Here is a 16,247-nt window from a genome sequence, read left to right as displayed (position 1 = left end):
CCCGCAGCCGCACCGCGTCCGCCGGCCCGCGCGACCACCACGCGCGCGATCGCCGAGCGCCGTCGGCACCTCGTGCTCTACCCGGTGCTCGCCGTGCTCGCGGTGATCACCCTGCTGCCGTTCGTCTGGGTGTTCTCGGGGTCGCTCCGCACCACGGCCGACATCAGCGCGAACCCCGGCGCGTGGCTCCCCTCGGCGGTGACCCTCGAGAACTTCGGCCGCCTCTTCGCGCAGGCCGGCTTCACCGGCTACCTCGCCAACAGCCTGATCGTCGCCGGAGTCGTGGTGGCCGGCAACGTGGTCGCCGCGGCGGCCGCCGGCTACGCGCTCGCCAAGCTCGACTTCGCGGGCAAGCGGTTCGCGATGGTCGCGGTGCTGATCTCGCTGATGATGCCGTTCTCGGCGGTCTTCGTGCCGCAGTTCGTCGTCACGGTGCGCCTGGGGCTGGTGAACACGCTCGCGGGCATCGCGCTGCCCTCGCTGGTGCTTCCGATCTCGATCTTCATCGTGCGGCAGTTCGCCGAGAGCATTCCGGAGGAGCTCCTCGAGGCCGCGCGGATCGACGGCACGAGCGAGCTGCGGATCTTCGCGCAGGTGTTCCTGCCGCTGGCGGGCCCCGCGCTCGCGACGGTCGTGATCATGTCGTTCCTGGCCGCGTGGAACAACTTCATCTGGCCGCTGCTCGTGGCGCAGGACACCTCGACCTACACGCTCCCGGTCGGCCTCGCCGCGACGCGGCAGGCGGCGCAGAACGTCACCGACTACGGACTCGTCCTGGCCGGGGCGGTCGTCGTGATGCTGCCGGTGCTGGTGCTCTTCCTGCTCCTGCAGCGCTACTTCGTGCAGGGTATCGTCGCGACGGGGATGAAGTGAGGGGAGCCGCGGGCGTGGAGATCGTGGTCGAGGCCGCCTGCGGCAGCGTCGTCGGGCGGGCGGAGGGGACGTCGCGCGGTTCCTCGGCGTGCCGTTCGCCGAGGCGCCGACGGGTGCCCGCCGGTTCACCCCGCCCGAGCCCCGCGCCGCCTTCTCGGAGCCGTTCGAGGCGTCCGCCTACGGAGCGACGCCCCAGCGCGGCCGGCCCTTCGAGTTCACGACGATCCCCGAGCACTCGATCCCCGGCGAGGACTCGCTGAACCTGAACGTCTTCGCCCCGGTCGGCGCCGAGTCGCTGCCCGTGCTGGTCTACCTGCACGGCGGCGGCTACGTGACCGGAGCCGCCTCCAGCGACTGGCACGAGGGCTCGGCCTTCGCGCGGGACGGCGTGATCGTGGTGACCGCGTCCTACCGGCTCGGCGTCGACGGATTCGGCGCGGTGGACGGCGATGCGAACCGCGGCGTCCGCGACTGGCTGCAGGCGCTGCGCTGGGTGCGGGCGAACATCCCGGCCTTCGGCGGCGACCCCGACCGGGTCACGATCGCCGGGCAGTCCGCGGGGGGCGGCGCGGTGCTGACCCTGCTCGGCTGCCTGGAGGCGCAGCCGCTGTTCGCTCGCGCCGTCGCGATCTCGCCCACCGACCGCAGCGTCCCGCTCGCCGAGGCCGAGGAGCAGCTCGCCGCCTTCGCGCACTCCCTCGGTGTCGAGCCGACCGCGGAGGGACTCGCCTCGCTCGACCGCGACGAGCTGTCCGAGACGGTCGCGCTGACGATGATGCCCGGCTCCGCACACTCGATCGTGCTCGCGCCGGTCTCGGGCGACGCCCTGCTGCCGCTCCCGGTGGCGGAGGCGACCGCGCACGTCGGCCGCGGCACCCCGCTCCTGATCGGCGCGACCGCCGACGAGTTCGACAGCCCCCGGGTCGAGCGCGCCGAGGGTGCGCCCCCGCGGGCGACGGATCTGCTGTTCCGCCGCTCCGTGGCGCAGGCCGCGCGCAACCGAGGGCCGGGGCCCACCTGGCTGTACTCCTTCGAGTGGGTCTCGCCGGTGGTCGGCGGGGCGGCGCACTGCCTCGACCTGCCGTTCCTCTTCGACCACCTCGACGCCGAGGGCACCGCGCGCGTCCTGGGCGGGGCGGCCCCGCAGGCGCTCGCCGACGTGATGCACGGCGAGCTCGTCTCGTTCGTGCGGGGCGAGGAGCCGCACTGGCCCGCGGCGCGGGGAGCGGCGGGGGACGCGGTGCGCGTCTACGACGTCGCTCCGTCGGTCGTGCACGGCCGCTTCGACGACGTGCTGCCGCTGACCGCGGAGCCGCAGGCCGTGACTCCGCAACCCGCACCGCCGAGCAGGAGCACCGTCGCATGAGGGCCGGCGCCGACCCCAGCACCCTCCGCCGCCTCAACTCCGGAGTCGTCCTGCGCGCCCTCGCCGAGCACGACGAGCCGGTGACGATGGCGGTGCTCGTGCGCGAGGTCGCCCTCTCGCGCCGCACCGTCGAGCTGATCCTCTCGAGCCTCTGCGACGAGGGCTGGGTCGACGAGACCGCACCCGATCCGGCGCGCGCCGACGTGGGGCGTCCGCCGCGGACGTTCCGCTTCCGGGCCGACCGCGCGCTGGTCGCCGCGGTCCGCATCGACACGGACTTCGCCTCGGCGGTCGTCTCCGACATCCGCGGCCGGATCCTCGGCCGGGCGTTGCTGGCCCTGCGCGACTACCACGACCCCGGGACCGCGGTCGAGGACGCCGCCCTCGCGGTCGAGGCGGCCGTGACGGAGTCGGGGCTGCCGCGCGAGCGGATCCGCGCCGGAGCGGTCGCCGCCGGTGGCGCGATCGACGAGGCCGGCGTCGTCAGCCGACTCGTCAACTCCGAGCGGTGGAACGGCTTCGGCCTGGCCGAAGCCCTCTCGGCCCGGCTCGGCGTGCCGGTCTTCGCCGACAACGACGCGAACCTCGCGGCGCTCGCCGAGCGCTGGCGCGGGGTCTCGGCCGACGCCGCGACCTCGGCCTGGTGCATCTTCGGCAACCGCACGGGCATCGGCCTGGTGATCAACGGCTCCGTGCACCGCGGCTTCCGCGGAGCGGCGGGCGAAGTGGTCGAGGCCGGCGCCATGGGGGCGAGCCGGATGGAGGACACGCCGTTCGGCCGCCTGACCTCGCCCCGGCACGGCGATCGCGAGGACGCCCTCGCGGCCGTCGCCGCCGCGCGCGCGGGCGATCCCGACGCCCTGCGCGAGCTCGACGCCTTCGCCGCGCACCTCGCCGAGCTGCTGTCGACCCTCGCCTGGACGGTGTCGCCCGACCTGTTCGTCCTGGGCGGCGGGCTGGAGGACGCGGGGGATCTGCTCCTCCCGCGCGTGTCCGAGGCGATGCGGAGGCTGCGCACCCTCGACGTCTCCGTCCGCTCGACCGCCCTGGGCGCCGATGCACCCCTGATCGGCGCCGTGAAGTCCGTGCTCGACCGCTTGGACCTCGCGTTCTTCGGCCCGACCCTCGCCGCGGCGGCCGACCGGCCGCGCGCCGCCGTCTGAACTCTTCCCCCTCATCCGCGCCCGCCGGCGCGCACGACAGGAGCACCATGCCCGAGACCACCACCCCCGTCGACGTCCTCATCGTCGGCAGCGGCATCATGGGGGCCGCCCTCGCCCGCGGACTGCGCGACGCCGACCCGTCCGTCCGCCTCCTGATGATCGACGGCGGCCCGGCCGTCGGCTCCGTGCCAGGACTCCACCTGCACGACAGCGAGGAGCCCGAGATTTGGAGCCGCTACAACCAACGCGTCGCGACCGGGGTGCAGGGCATGTACACCGGTGCGGACGTCACTCCGGACATCACCGACGAGCTGCGCTCGGTCGCGCCCGGCATGTACAACCTCTCGGCGATGGGCGAGGACGCCGCCGCGATGCCCGCCTCCGCCGTGTCGTGGAACGTCGGCGGGATGGGAGTGCACTGGACGGCGGCGACTCCGTGGCCGGCCGGCGAGGAGGTCTTCGACGGCGGGGACCCGGTGCAGTGGGAGCAGGACCTCGCCCGTGCGCGGGAGCTGCTCGACGTGCAGGACTCGCCGCTGGGCCCGACCGCTCCGGGACAGGTGGTGCTGGACGTGCTCGAGGACGCCTTCGGGCCGGTCAGCGCAGAGGGACGCCACCCGCAGCCGATGCCGATGGCAGTGGCGGGCGACACGGCGGGCCTGCTGAAGCGCACCGGCCCGAGCAGGATCTTCCCGCCGATCGCGCACGGCGGCGACCAGGCGTTCGAGCTGCGCGCGGGCACCCTCGCGATCGCGATCCGCCGCGACGGCGACCGCGTGATCGGAGTGCGGGCGCGCGAGACCGCGACCGGCCGCGAGTACGACATCGACGCACGCACCGTGATGGTCTGCGCCGACGTGGTCCGCACCCCGCAGCTCCTGTTCGCGTCCGGCATCCGGCCGGCGGCGCTGGGCCGGTTCCTCAACGAGCACGCCTTCGTCACCGGCCGGGTGGTGATGGACCTCGAGCGCTTCGGGCTGACTCCGGAGGATCTGCCGCGCCTGCGCGAGGGGGAGTTCGCCACCGACTCGCTCTGGCTGCCGCAGAACGGCGACGATCAGCCGTTCCACGGGCAGATCATGAACACCGTCTTCGTCGACGAGGAGCACCGGCCGTTCGCCTACTCCGTCGGGCTGTCGTTCTACACGCCCGTCGAGTCGCGGCCCGGGAACCGGCTCGTCTTCTCGGAGGAGGAGACCGACGTGACCGGCCTGCCCCGCCTGCGGGTCGAGTTCGAGTACAGCGATCGCGACCGCGAGCTGATCGCGGCGGCACAGGAGCGGATCCGCGAGATCGCCGAGCGCTTCGGCTCCTTCGACCCGCTGACCGAGTGCGCCGTCCTCGCTCCCGGTTCCTCGCTGCACCTCACCGGCACCGTCCGCTCGGGACCCGTCGACGACGGCACCAGCGTCTGCGACGAGTCCGGCCGCGTCTGGGGCGTCGAGGGCCTCTACCTCGCCGGCAACGGAGTGATCCCGACCCCGGTCGTCTGCAATGCCACGCTGACGGGGACGGTCACGGCCGTCCGCGCGACGCGGGCCGTGCTCGCCGAGCTCGCGGCCGCCCGCGTCTGACCCCACCCGATACCCGTCCGAACCCCCGTCCCCAGGAGGACCCGTGAAGATCGACCAGCTCGCCACCCGCTACGAGATCGCCCTGCCCGCATGGATCGAGGACGCCGTCCGCGACGTCCCCGACGTGCTCCCCGAGCGCGAGGACCGCATGGCGCTCGTCCACGCCCTCGCCGACCGCAACTTCCGCGAGGGCAACGGCGGCCCGTTCGCCGCGATCGTCGTCGAGCGCGACTCCGGCCGCCTCGTCTCGGTCGGCGTGAACGTCGTCCTCGCGAGCGGAGTCTCGTCCGGGCACGCCGAGGTCACCGCGCTCGGCCTCGCGCAGACCGCCATCGGCGGCTGGGACCTCGGCGGCGAGGGGCAGCCGGCCCACGAGCTGGTCGTCAACTGGCGTCCGTGCGTGCAGTGCTACGGAGCCACGCTGTGGTCGGGCGTGCGCCGTCTCGTGGTCGCAGGGTCGGGCCCCGAGCTCGAGGAGATCACCACGTTCGACGAGGGCCCCATGCGCGAGGACTGGGCCGCCGCCTTCGAGGCGCGCGGCATCGAGGTCGTCGACGGAGTGCTCCGCGACGAGGCCCTCGCCGTGTTCCAGGCCTACCGCGCCCACGTCGACGAGGGCTCGGTCCTCGTCTACAACGCGCGCGCCGCCGACTGACCCCGTCCCGCGCCCCGAACCACCCCGACCAGGAAAGAGGACCGCCGTGCTCCGCCGCTCCCAGTTCGCGCTCAACGCCATCCAGTGGATCAACGTCAAGGCCGATCCGTCCGATCCGTCGAGCGAGTCGCTCTGGCGCTTCGCCGACCCGCACTTCCGCACCGACTACCCCGACGTCCTCCGCGAGATCCGCGAGGCGGGCTTCGGAGCGACCATGCTCGAGGTCCTGTCGACGCAGACCCTGCAGGACTACGCCCGGATGATCGAGGACTCGGGCCTCGCGCTCGCCCCCGGCTACGCCTCCGTCGCGCTGCCGGAGGACTCGGGCCGGGCCTTCGCCCGCGGCTCCGCCGAGTGGATCCACTGGTTCGACGGGGTGCGCCGCAAGGCCGAGGAGTCCAACTACGTCGGACTCGACACCGTCTTCCTCGCGCCCGAGGTGAGTTTCGAGCCCGGGGTCGTCCGCACCCGCGAGGCGGTGGCCGTGGGAGCCGTCTTCGACGAGGGCCGGCTGGATCGCGTCATCGAGATCCTGGGCGAGGCGGCGGAGGTGCTGCGCGCGGAGGGCGTGCGCGCGGGCCTGCACAACCACGTCGGCACCTGGGTCGAGACCGAGCACGAGATCGACCGCGTCCTCGGCGCGATCGACGCAGATCTGCTCGGCGCCTCCTTCGACATCGGCCACCTCGTCTGGGCGGGCATCGACCCGGTCTCGACCGTGCGGCGCTACTCCGACCGGCTCGTCGACCTGCACGTGAAGGATCTGGACCTGGGGATCGCGGAGTCGAGCCGGGCCGTGCCGACCGCCTACGACCGCGCGACCGACGCCGGGCTGTTCCTCGAGCCGGGGCTCGGCGGCATCGACCTCGACGGAGTGCTCGCCGCGCTGCCCGAGGGCTTCGGCGGCTGGATCATCGTCGAGGTCGACCGGGCGAGCATGCCCCCGGCCGAGAGCGCGAAGGTCAGCGGCGCTTGGCTCGATCGGGTCGCGACGGCCTGAGCGGGCGAGCCGCCCCGACCGGTCGGGGGCGGCTCGGGAGTCAGCCGTTGCCGGGCGTGGAGGTCTTCGAGGCGCGCCACCAGTCGTCGAACATCGAGAGCGGCACCTGGCGCTTGTGCTCGGTCGCGGCGTAGCGCGCCTCGATGGCCTCGGCGACGGCGGGATCGACGTCCCCGCCCTCGAGGTACTCGTCGAGGTCGGCGTAGACGAGGCCCAGGTTCGACTCGTCGGTCTGCCCCGGGTTCTCGTCGAGGAGGTCGGCCGTCGGCGCCTTCTCATAGAGGCGCGCGGGGGCGTCGAGGTGCTCGAGGAGGGAGCGGCCCTGGCGCTTGGTGAGCCCGGTCAGCGGCAGGACGTCGGCTCCGCCGTCGCCGAACTTCGTGAAGAAGCCGGTCACCGCCTCGGCCGCGTGGTCGGTGCCGACGACGAGCATGCCCGCCTGGCCGGCGATCGCGTACTGGGCGACCATCCGGGCACGCGCCTTGACGTTGCCCTTCACGAAGTCCGAGATCGGCTCGCCGACCGCGTCGCCGAAGGCCGCGGCGATGCCGTCGACGCCCTGGTGGATGTCGAAGGTCACCTGCCGGTCCGGACGGATGAAGGACAGCGCGAGCTGCGCGTCCTCCTCGTCGGCCTGGACCCGGTAGGGCAGGCGCACCGCGATGAAGGTGGCGTCGCCTCCGCCCGCGCGCACCTGCTCGACCGCGAGCTGGCAGAGCCGGCCGGCCAGGCTCGAGTCCTGGCCGCCGCTGATGCCGAGCACGAGGCCCTTCGCGCCCGTGTGGCGGAGGTAGTCGGCGAGGAAGCCGACGCGCCGTTCGACCTCGGCGGCCGGATCGACGGTGGGGGAGACGTGGAGCTCGGAGATGATTCGCTGCTGGAGGTCACGCACGACTTCACGCTACTCCCGATGCCGCCGCCCGCCCGGAGTTCGGAGCCGACCTGGAGTGTTCGCCCCCCTGCTCGCTGGTCGCGTGCTCGATCGGCGGAGGAGTGCTTGCTGGTCGAGCAGCCGCCGGAGGCGGCGCATCGAGACCCGCCTTCTCCAGCGGACGGGGATCTCGAGACGTCCGCTGCGCGGACTACTCGATCAGCAGGGGGGAGGGAGCCGCCCCTGCCTCAGCCGCGCGCCGCGACGATCCGGGCGATCCGCTCCGGCACCGTGTCGTCCTGCAGGCTCGTCACATCGCCCAGCGCCCGCCCGTCGCGGATGTCGCCGAGCAGCCGGCGCATGATCTTGCCCGAGCGGGTCTTCGGCAGGTCCGGCACGAGCACCACGTCGCGCGGCTTCGCGATGGGCCCGATCGCCGTCGCGACGTGCTCGCGCAGCACGCCCGACAGCGTCGCCGCCAGCTCGTTCCAGTACGCGGGGTCGTCCTGCGCCCGGTCGACCGACTCGTCCGAGGGGATCACGAAGGCCGCGATGGCCTGCCCGGTCGTCGCATCCTCGACCCCGACCACGCCGGCCTCGCCGACGGCCGGATGCGCGACGAGCGCCGACTCGATCTCGATCGTCGACAGCCGGTGGCCCGACACGTTGATCACGTCGTCCACGCGTCCCAGCACCCAGATGTCGCCGTCGGCGTCGTACTTCGCGCCGTCCCCCGAGAAGAAGTAGCCCTGCTCGGCGAAGCGCGCCCAGTAGGAGTCGCGGTACCGCTCCGGGTTCCCCCAGATCGTGCGCGCGAGCGCCGGACCGGTGCGGTCGACGACGAGGTAGCCGCCCGAGCCGTTCGGCACCCGCTGCCCCGCGTCGTCGACGACGAGCGTCGTGAGCCCGGGCAGCGCTCCGAGCGAGGATCCGGGCTTGAGCGTCGAGACGCCCGGCAGCGGGCACATCACGGCCGCCCCCGTCTCGGACTGCCACCACGTGTCGACGATCGGGCAGCGTCCGCCGCCGATCCGCTCGTGGAACCAGACCCACGCCTCGGGGTTGATCGACTCGCCGACCGTGCCGAGCAGCCGCAGGCTCGACAGGTCGTACTGCGCGGGCACCCCCTCGGGGAACCAGGTCATGAGCGTGCGGATGAGCGTCGGCGCCGTGTAGTAGACCGTCACGCCGTAGCGCTCGATGATCTCGAAGTGCCGGGCGGTGTGCGGGGTGTTCGGCGTGCCCTCGTAGATCACCTGGGTGAGCCCGTTCGAGAGCGGTCCGTAGATCTCGTAGGTGTGCGCGGTCACCCACGCCAGGTCGGCCGTGCACCAGTGCACGTCGTCGGGCTTCGCATCGAAGAGCGCCCAGTGCGTCCAGGACGCCTGCGTCAGGTAGCCGCCGCTGGTGTGCACGAGCCCCTTGGGCTTCCCGGTGGTGCCCGAGGTGTAGATGATGAACAGCGGGGTCTCGGAGTCGAATGCCTCGGCCTCGTGCACGTCGCTCGCGGTGTCGACGACGTCGTGCCACCAGACGTCGCGGCCCGGGGTCCAGGGCAGGTCGGGGGTCTCGTCGCCGGCGCGGCGGACGACCAGCACGTGCTCGATCGACTCGACGCCCGCGACGGCGTGGTCGGCGTTCGCCTTGACCGCGACGGCCGTGCCCCGCCGGAACTGGCCGTCGGTGGTGACGAGCAGCTTGGCCCCGGTGTCCTCGACGCGGAACCGCACCGCCTCGGCCGAGAAGCCGCCGAAGACGAGGGAGTGGATCGCTCCGATGCGCGCGATCGCGAGCGTGATCACGACGGTCTCGGGGATCACCGGCAGGTAGACGACCACCCGGTCGCCCTTCCCGATGCCCAGCGCCGTCAGGGCGTTCGCCGCCTTCGACACCTCGCGCTGCAGATCGGAGTAGGTCAGCGTGCGGCGGTCGCCGCGCTCGCCCTCGAAGTGCAGGGCGGCCTTGTCGCCGCGCCCGGCGTCGACGTGCCGGTCGACGCAGTTCACCGCGACGTTCAGGCGCCCGCCCTCGAACCAGGTGGCTCGGGGCACGGACAAGGTGCCGTCGGCCTGCGGCAGCGCGGGCTCCCAGGTGTGCGCGGTCGTCCACGGCTCGGCCCAGTCGAGGCGCCGGGCCGCCTCCTCCCAGAAGGCGACGGGATCGGCTGCCGCCCGGTCGTACTCGCCGGCGCCGACGTTGGCCTGCGCGGCGAAGGCCTCGGGGGCGGGGAAGCGGCGGTGCTCCTCGAGGAGGTTCGCGATCGTGTCCGTCATGGCGACGTCCTTTCAGGAGGGGGAGGGGGCGTCCCGGGAGGGAGGGCGCGTCACGCCCACTTGGCCACGGCGTAGCGCTGGAACACGCCCACCACGGCGTCGGTGAGCTTGCCGAGGACCGCGAGCAGGATGATCGCGAGGAACACGCGGTCGATCCGCCCGTTGTTCTGACTGTCGATGAGGCGGAAGCCCAGGCCCATCGACGAGGCGATCAGCTCGGAGGCCACCAGGAAGAGCCAGGACTGGGCGAGCGCGAGCCGGAGCCCCGCGATGACCGCCGGGACCACGGCCGGCAGCTGCACCGTGGTGAACAGCCGGACACCCGACAGGCCGAACGCACGACCGGCCTCCACGAGGTGGCGGTCGACGTGGCCGAGCGCCGTGGCGACCGTGGTGAACACGGGGAAGAACGCGCCGATGGTGATCAGCGTGATCTTCGACTCCTCGCCGATGCCCAGCCACAGCAGCAGCAGCGGCACCCAGGCGAGCGAGGGGACCGCGCGGATCGCGCCGAGCGTCGGGCCGAGCACGACCTCCCAGACCCGCGAGAGGCCGAAGAGCGCGCCGATCACGAGCCCGAGCGCCGAGCCGATCGCGAAGCCGATCAGCACCCGCTGGGTCGAGATGGCGACGTCCTGGCCGAGGTCGCCGCGCTGGGCGAGATCGATCCCGGCCGCCCAGACCATCGCGGGCGAGGGGAACACGGCGAGCGAGACCAGACCCGTCGTGGTGACGAGCTGCCAGGCGAGCAGGAGCACGACCGGGACGAGCGCCCCGCCGGCCACGACGAACCAGCGCTTCGAGGTCAGCGGGCGGGCGTGCGCGGCGCGGTCGTCGCGGAGCCGCTTCTGCGACGCCCCGATGCTCGGCCCCACGACGGCGGCGCCGACGGCGCCCGGCGCCTGCACCATCCCGGTGCTGCGCCGGATCAGGTCGGCGTCGGTCGTCTCGTCGTCTCGGGTCGCCATGTCGTCTCCTCGGGAGCGGTCGCGGGTCGGCGTGCGGGAAGCGGTCAGTCGCCGATCGCGTCGGGGTCGGCGGCCTTCGCGTAGGTGTCGTCGAGGAGGGAGTCGAGCGCCTCGTCGACCTGGTCCTGCGAGGCGACGTCCCCGTTCTCGACGAAGATCGGGCCGATCACGGCGAGCACGTCGGTCTGCGCCGATCCGGGCACGTTGTCGACGTCGAGGTTGCTGCGCTCGGTGATCACCGTGGTCGCGACCGCGACGTCGAGACCGGCGACGGAGGCGAGGATGCTCGCGGTCTCCTCCTGGTTCTCGAGCGCCCAGGCGCGGGCGTGCTCGTAGGCGTTCACGACGGTCTGCGCGAGGTCGGGCTTCTCGGCCAGGAAGCTCTCGGTGGCGTTCAGCAGGCCGTAGGAGTTGAAGTCGACGTTGCGGTAGAGCAGCGTCGCCCCGGCGGCCTCGGCGCCGGCCATGATCGGGTCGAGACCCGCCCACGCGTCGACCGAGCCGTTCTGCAGGGCGGCCCAGCCGTCGGCGTGCTGCAGGTTCTGCACGGTGACGTCGTCGATCCCGAGACCGGCGGCCTCGAGGGCCTGCACGAGGAAGAAGTAGGGGTCGGTGCCCTTGGTCGCGGCGATCTGCTTGCCGGCGAGCTGCTCGACGCTCGTGATGCTCGAGCCCGCGGGGACGACGAGGGCCGACCACTCCGGCTGCGAGAAGATGTCGATCGTCTTGATGGGCGAGCCGTTGGACCGGGCCAGCAGGGCGGCGGAGCCGGCGGTCGAGCCGACGTCGATCGCTCCGGCGCGCAGGGCCTCGTTGGCCTTGTTGGAGCCGGCGGACTGCACCCACGCGACCGTGACCTGCTGCTCGGCCAGGGCGGCCTCGAGCCAGCCCTTCTCCTTGATGACCAGGCTCAGCGGGTTGTAGGTGGCGAAGTCGAGGGTCAGCGTGCCGCCCTGCGTGACGGCGCCCTCGGCCGAGTCGGCGGTGGCGGCCGCGGCGCCGCCGGAGCCCTCGCCCTGGACGCAGCCCGCGAGCAGCGGCACGGCGGCGGCGGTGAGCAGGCCGGCGAGGGCGGTGCGGCGCGTGAGCGCGGTGGTGGTGAACGACATGGTGGCCTCTGCTTCGGTGCGGTTCCGGGGGTGGAACGAGTGTGGGGGAGGGGAGTCGGAGTGCGTGCGGGGACGGGAGGATCGGGGGAGGGCCGGACGGATCGGAGCCTGGGGAGGGCTCAGTGCCGCTCGATGCCGAGCCCGGCGAGGAGCTCGGCGCGTCGCTCCGCCAGCTCGGCCGATCCTCGATCGCGCGGGCGTGCGCCGGGGACCCGCATGATCTGCTGGACCCGCGAGACGCCTCCCGGCTCGTCGCGGCCGAGGAGCACGATGCGGTCGGCCAGCTGCAGGGCCTCGTCGACGTCGTGCGTGACCAGCAGGATCGTCGCCGGCGCGGCCGCGTGCACATCGAGCAGGAGGTCCTGCATCCGGATGCGGGTGAGGGCGTCGAGCGCGCCGAACGGCTCGTCGAGCAGCAGCACGCCGGGGTTCCGGGCGAGCGCGCGGGCGAGCGAGGCGCGCTGGGCCATGCCGCCCGACACCTCGCGCGGGCGGGACGAGGCGTGCGCGGTCAGCCCGACCAGCGCCAGCAGCTCCTCCACGGCGTGCCGCGCGGCCGTGCGGGCGGTGCACCGCGGCAGCCCGAGCGCCACGTTCGCCGCGATCGTGCGCCACGGCAGCAGGCGCGGCTCCTGGAACGCGACGGCGCAGCGCGTGTCGATCCCCGACACGGGGCGCCCGTCGATCAGCACGGAACCCGCGGAGGCCGTGTCGAGCCCCGCCGCGATGCGCAGCAGAGTCGACTTGCCGCAGCCGCTGGGGCCGAGGATCGCGATGACCTCGCCGGCGGCGACCTCGAGATCGACGTCCTCGAGCACGGGGGAGCCGGGCGTGAACGTGCGGCCCACTCCCTCGAAGCGCACCGGGAACGCCGACTGACCGAGGTCGGCGTCGAAGGCCAGGCTCGTGCGGGAGGGCGTGTCGGTCATGGAGCTCCGGGGCGGCGGGGCGGGCGGGCGGACCGTCCCGATCGTACGGACGGCGGCTCATTCATCCGATTCCGTGATGAAACGCGGAGTAACAGAGCGATCGGAGTCACGCCCCGCGTCCGCAACGCCCGTCGCCCGCTCCCCCTCCCGCAGACCGCTCCGAGCCGCAGACTGCTCCGAGCCGCTGCCGGCCCCCGGACGCGGAACGGCCCGCCCCGCGGAGAACCGCGGACCGGGCCGTTCGGGCAGTGCGGCGACTACGCGCTGACGAGCACGAGCTCCTCGAGGGGCAGGCGGGTGCGCGGGGCGACCTCGCGCTCCCGCAGCACGTCGTTCGCGAGCGACTCCGGGTCGCCGACGACGCCGATCGCGGCGACGGTCACGGGGTCGAAGCGCTCGTCGATCGCGAACTCCTCGCGGAGCCCGTCCTTCTCGAAGCCGGCCATCTGGTGCACGTGCAGGCCGTCGTGGTGGGCCTGGATGCTGAGGTGGGCGACGGCCTGGCCGAGGTCGTAGACGGCCCAGGGGCGCGGCTTCCCGTCGGCGTCGACGGTCTCGGCGAGGGCGACGACGAGCGCCGCGGCCGAGCCGGCCCACGCGGCGTTGAAGCCGACGAGGTGCTTCGCCACACGGTCGAACTCCGGCGTGCCGCGGCGGGCCACGATGAAGCGCCAGGGCTGCGAGTTGCTGGCGGAGGGGGACCAGCGCGCGCCTCGAGCAGCGAGGCGAGGGTCTCGTCCGAGATCGCGGCCGTCGTGTCGAACGAGCGCGGGCTCCAGCGCTCGGCGAGCACGTCGAGGATCGGCGCGCTGGTGGTGGCGGTGCGGGACGCGGTGGCGAGGGCCATGGTGGAGCTTCTTTCCGGGAGTGTGGGGATCGGGGAGGGCTCCGTTGCCCGCGTGGTGCAACCCTGCCGCACCCGCCCGCATTCCCGTCCGTCGTCCGCCGCGGAGCGTCCCTCCCCAGCCCTATCAGGTCCGTTCGCCCAGGGAGGACCCCCGGGCTCGACGCCTGGGGAACGGTACGCTCGTAGACGGCGTGGTTCCCCGCGCGCACTACTCACGACTCTGATGGAGGATCATCCATGGCCCAGCACTTCGACGTCGTCGTCCTGGGGGCCGGCCCCGGCGGGTACGTGGCTGCGATCCGAGCGGCGCAGCTCGGCAAGTCCGTCGCCATCGTCGAGAAGCAGTACTGGGGCGGTGTCTGCCTCAACGTCGGCTGCATCCCGTCGAAGGCGCTGCTGCGCAACGCCGAGCTCGCCCACATCTTCCACTCGCAGGCCAAGCAGTTCGGCATCTCGGGCGACGTCTCGTTCGACTTCGGAGCGGCGTTCGACCGCAGCCGCACGGTCGCCGACGGACGCACCAAGGGCGTCCACTTCCTGATGAAGAAGAACAAGATCACCGAGTTCGACGGCACCGGCTCCTTCACCGGCCCGCAGGGCCTCGACGTGCAGCTGACCAAGGGCGGCTCGGAGTCGCTGACGTTCGACGACGCGATCATCGCGACCGGCGCGTACGTCCGCCTCCTGCCCGGCGTCGAGCTCTCCGAGAACGTCGTCACCTACGAGACGCAGATCATGACGCGCGACCTGCCCGACACGATGGCCATCGTGGGCGCCGGCGCGATCGGCATGGAGTTCGCCTACGTCCTGAAGAACTACGGCGTCGACGTCACGATCATCGAGTTCATGGACCGCGCCCTCCCCAACGAGGACCCGGACGTCTCCAAGGAGATCCAGAAGCAGTACAAGAAGCTCGGCGTCGAGATCCTCACCTCGACCAAGGTCGAGTCGGTCGTCGACAAGGACGGCTACGTCACCGTGACCTACACCGCGAAGGACGGCACGCAGTCGAGCCTCGAGGTCGACAAGGTCATGATGTCGATCGGCTGGGTCCCCCGCGTCGAGGGCTTCGGCCTCGAGAACACGGGCGTCGAGCTGACCGAGCGCGGAGCGATCGCGATCGACGACCACATGCGCACCAACGTGCCGCACATCTACGCGATCGGCGACGTGACCGCGAAGCTGCAGCTCGCGCACGTGGCCGAGGCTCAGGGCGTCGTCGCCGCCGAGACCCTCGCCGGTGCCGAGACTCAGACGCTGGGCGACTACCGCATGATGCCGCGCGCGACCTTCTGCCAGCCGCAGATCGCCTCCTTCGGCCTCACCGAGAAGCAGGCGACCGACGAGGGCCACGAGATCACCGTCTCGACCTTCCCGTTCATGGCGAACGGCAAGGCGCACGGCCTCGGCGAGCCCACCGGCTTCGTCAAGCTCATCGCGAGCAAGCAGTACGGCGAGCTCCTCGGCGCGCACATGATCGGCCCGGACGTCTCCGAGCTGCTCCCCGAGCTCACGCTCGCGCAGAAGTGGGACCTCACCGCGACCGAGCTGGCGCGCAACGTGCACACCCACCCGACGCTGTCGGAGGCGCTCCAGGAGGGCTTCCACGGCCTCAAGGGGCACATGATCAACATGTGAGTCGTCGCGGGTCGCACAGGCCCGCAGCACCCACCTCCGGCTCGCAGGAACCGGTCCGGCCCGTCCGGATCGCCGGTTCCTGCGGGCCGTTGGTGTTCCTCGGAGCCGGGGAGGCCCCGGGTACCGTCGAGCGCATGGACCCGCGCGTACTCGATCGCCTCGCCGCCGCCGCCTGGCCCGCGCTCGAGACCCGCGAGCTCGACGGCTGGCTGCTGCGAGCCGCCTCCGGAGTCACGAAGCGCGCCAACTCGGTCCTCACCTCGGGCCCCGTCGCCGACCCCGAGCGCGCGATCGACGCCGCGGAGGCGTTCGCGCACGAGCACGCGATCCCCCCGCTGCTCCAGATCGGACCGGCGACCCTGCCCGCCGACCTCCCCGAGCGCCTCACCGCGCGCGGCTACGCGCCGCACGAGCGCACGCTCGTCCTCACAGGCACGGTCCAGGAGGCGCTCGCCGCGCTGAGCGGACCGCCCGCGATCGTGCAGCCCGCCCCGTCCGAGGACTGGCTGTCGCTCTGGTGGTCCGTCGACGGCCGCGGAGGCGCCGCCGAGCGCGACGTCGCGCAGCGGATCCTCGCGGGCTGCGACTCCTCCTACGCCCTCGTCCGCGACGAGCGGGGCCCGGCCGCCTGCGGTCGGCTCGCGTCCGCGAGTGCCGGGGACGAGCCCTGGTGCGGCCTCTTCTCCCTCGCCACCCGCCCGGACGCGCGTCGTCGCGGTCATGCCGCGTCCGTCCTCCGCTCGCTCCTCGCGCAGGCGGAGTCGCAGGGCGTCGAGCGCTTCTGGATCCAGGTCCTCGAGGCGAACGCCCCGGCCCGCCGCCTCTACGCCGCCCTCGGCGCGACGGAGTCGTCCTGGTACGAGTACTGGCGCCGCCCCTGATCCACCCCGCGAGATGCCACTTCAGTACACGACACGCCGACGAAGACGTACCGGAGTGGCATCTCGCGGAACGCGGCCCCGCGGATCAGCCCCCCAGCAC

General features: G+C 73.0%; 13 protein-coding genes and 1 pseudogene. 8 read left to right on the top strand and 6 right to left on the bottom strand.

From position 1 onward, the window contains the following. The 6 genes from B0T42_RS14420 to B0T42_RS14395 form a co-directional block, all read left to right on the top strand. Window positions 1-873 (top strand): carbohydrate ABC transporter permease (locus B0T42_RS14420; protein ID WP_342418256.1); only part of this gene is annotated, 873 nt, incomplete at its 5' end. Window positions 874-910: 37 nt separating this feature from the next. Further along, window positions 911-2,239 carry a carboxylesterase family protein gene (locus B0T42_RS14415; RefSeq protein WP_077223728.1) on the top strand — a complete coding sequence of 443 codons (1,329 nt, stop codon included), beginning with the start codon at window positions 911-913 and terminating at the stop codon, window positions 2,237-2,239. Next, the gene (locus B0T42_RS14410; RefSeq protein WP_077223727.1) at window positions 2,236-3,402 is read left to right on the top strand and encodes an ROK family transcriptional regulator; all 1,167 of its coding nucleotides are present in this window, start codon (window positions 2,236-2,238) and stop codon (window positions 3,400-3,402) included. The genes B0T42_RS14415 and B0T42_RS14410 overlap by 4 nt, the downstream gene beginning before the upstream one ends. A 47-nt stretch (window positions 3,403-3,449) precedes the next feature. Further along, complete coding sequence (locus tag B0T42_RS14405) at window positions 3,450-4,976, top strand: GMC oxidoreductase (protein WP_077223726.1); 1,527 nt, start codon at window positions 3,450-3,452, stop codon at window positions 4,974-4,976. 43 nt (window positions 4,977-5,019) lie between these two features. After that, window positions 5,020-5,631 (top strand): nucleoside deaminase, encoded by a 612-nt coding sequence (locus B0T42_RS14400; protein ID WP_201788551.1) that lies wholly within the window; start codon window positions 5,020-5,022, stop codon window positions 5,629-5,631. Between the two features lie 46 nt (window positions 5,632-5,677). Then, entirely contained in the window at window positions 5,678-6,631 is a 954-nt protein-coding gene (locus B0T42_RS14395; RefSeq protein ID WP_077223725.1) for a sugar phosphate isomerase/epimerase family protein, read from the top strand. A 40-nt stretch (window positions 6,632-6,671) separates the two neighbouring features. Here the strand turns inward: B0T42_RS14395 and nadE are convergent, their stop codons facing one another. From nadE to B0T42_RS14365, 6 genes and pseudogenes are all read right to left on the bottom strand, one after another. Continuing rightward, a complete protein-coding gene (nadE, locus tag B0T42_RS14390; RefSeq protein ID WP_077223724.1) occupies window positions 6,672-7,523 on the bottom strand; it encodes an ammonia-dependent NAD(+) synthetase in 852 nt (283 codons plus the stop codon). 227 nt (window positions 7,524-7,750) lie between these two features. After that, window positions 7,751-9,775 carry an acetate--CoA ligase gene (gene acs, locus B0T42_RS14385; RefSeq protein ID WP_077223723.1) on the bottom strand — a complete coding sequence of 675 codons (2,025 nt, stop codon included), beginning with the start codon at window positions 9,773-9,775 and terminating at the stop codon, window positions 7,751-7,753. 50 nt (window positions 9,776-9,825) lie between these two features. Then, window positions 9,826-10,743, bottom strand: coding sequence for an ABC transporter permease (locus B0T42_RS14380; protein ID WP_236720304.1), 918 nt, complete (start codon window positions 10,741-10,743; stop codon window positions 9,826-9,828). Between the two features lie 44 nt (window positions 10,744-10,787). After that, entirely contained in the window at window positions 10,788-11,852 is a 1,065-nt protein-coding gene (locus B0T42_RS14375) for an aliphatic sulfonate ABC transporter substrate-binding protein (protein ID WP_077223722.1), read from the bottom strand. Window positions 11,853-11,971: 119 nt separating this feature from the next. Further along, window positions 11,972-12,781, bottom strand: a complete 810-nt coding sequence (locus tag B0T42_RS14370) for an ABC transporter ATP-binding protein (protein ID WP_077223721.1) — start codon at window positions 12,779-12,781, stop codon at window positions 11,972-11,974. A gap of 257 nt (window positions 12,782-13,038) precedes the next feature. Next, window positions 13,039-13,628, bottom strand: a pseudogene (locus B0T42_RS14365) (nitroreductase family protein). A gap of 237 nt (window positions 13,629-13,865) precedes the next feature. Between B0T42_RS14365 and lpdA the strand changes: the two are divergent. Both lpdA and B0T42_RS14355 read left to right on the top strand, forming a co-directional pair. Then, complete coding sequence (gene lpdA / locus B0T42_RS14360) at window positions 13,866-15,266, top strand: dihydrolipoyl dehydrogenase (RefSeq protein ID WP_077223720.1); 1,401 nt, start codon at window positions 13,866-13,868, stop codon at window positions 15,264-15,266. Window positions 15,267-15,400: 134 nt separating this feature from the next. After that, the gene (locus tag B0T42_RS14355) at window positions 15,401-16,147 is read left to right on the top strand and encodes a GNAT family N-acetyltransferase (RefSeq protein ID WP_077223729.1); all 747 of its coding nucleotides are present in this window, start codon (window positions 15,401-15,403) and stop codon (window positions 16,145-16,147) included. Window positions 16,148-16,247 lie beyond the last annotated feature (100 nt).

The organism is Rathayibacter rhapontici (assembly GCF_001995175.1).
In the GTDB taxonomy this organism is placed as follows: domain Bacteria; phylum Actinomycetota; class Actinomycetes; order Actinomycetales; family Microbacteriaceae; genus Rathayibacter.
The sequence above is the reverse complement of the archived record's forward strand: the minus strand, read 5'-3'. Positions and strand labels throughout refer to the sequence as shown.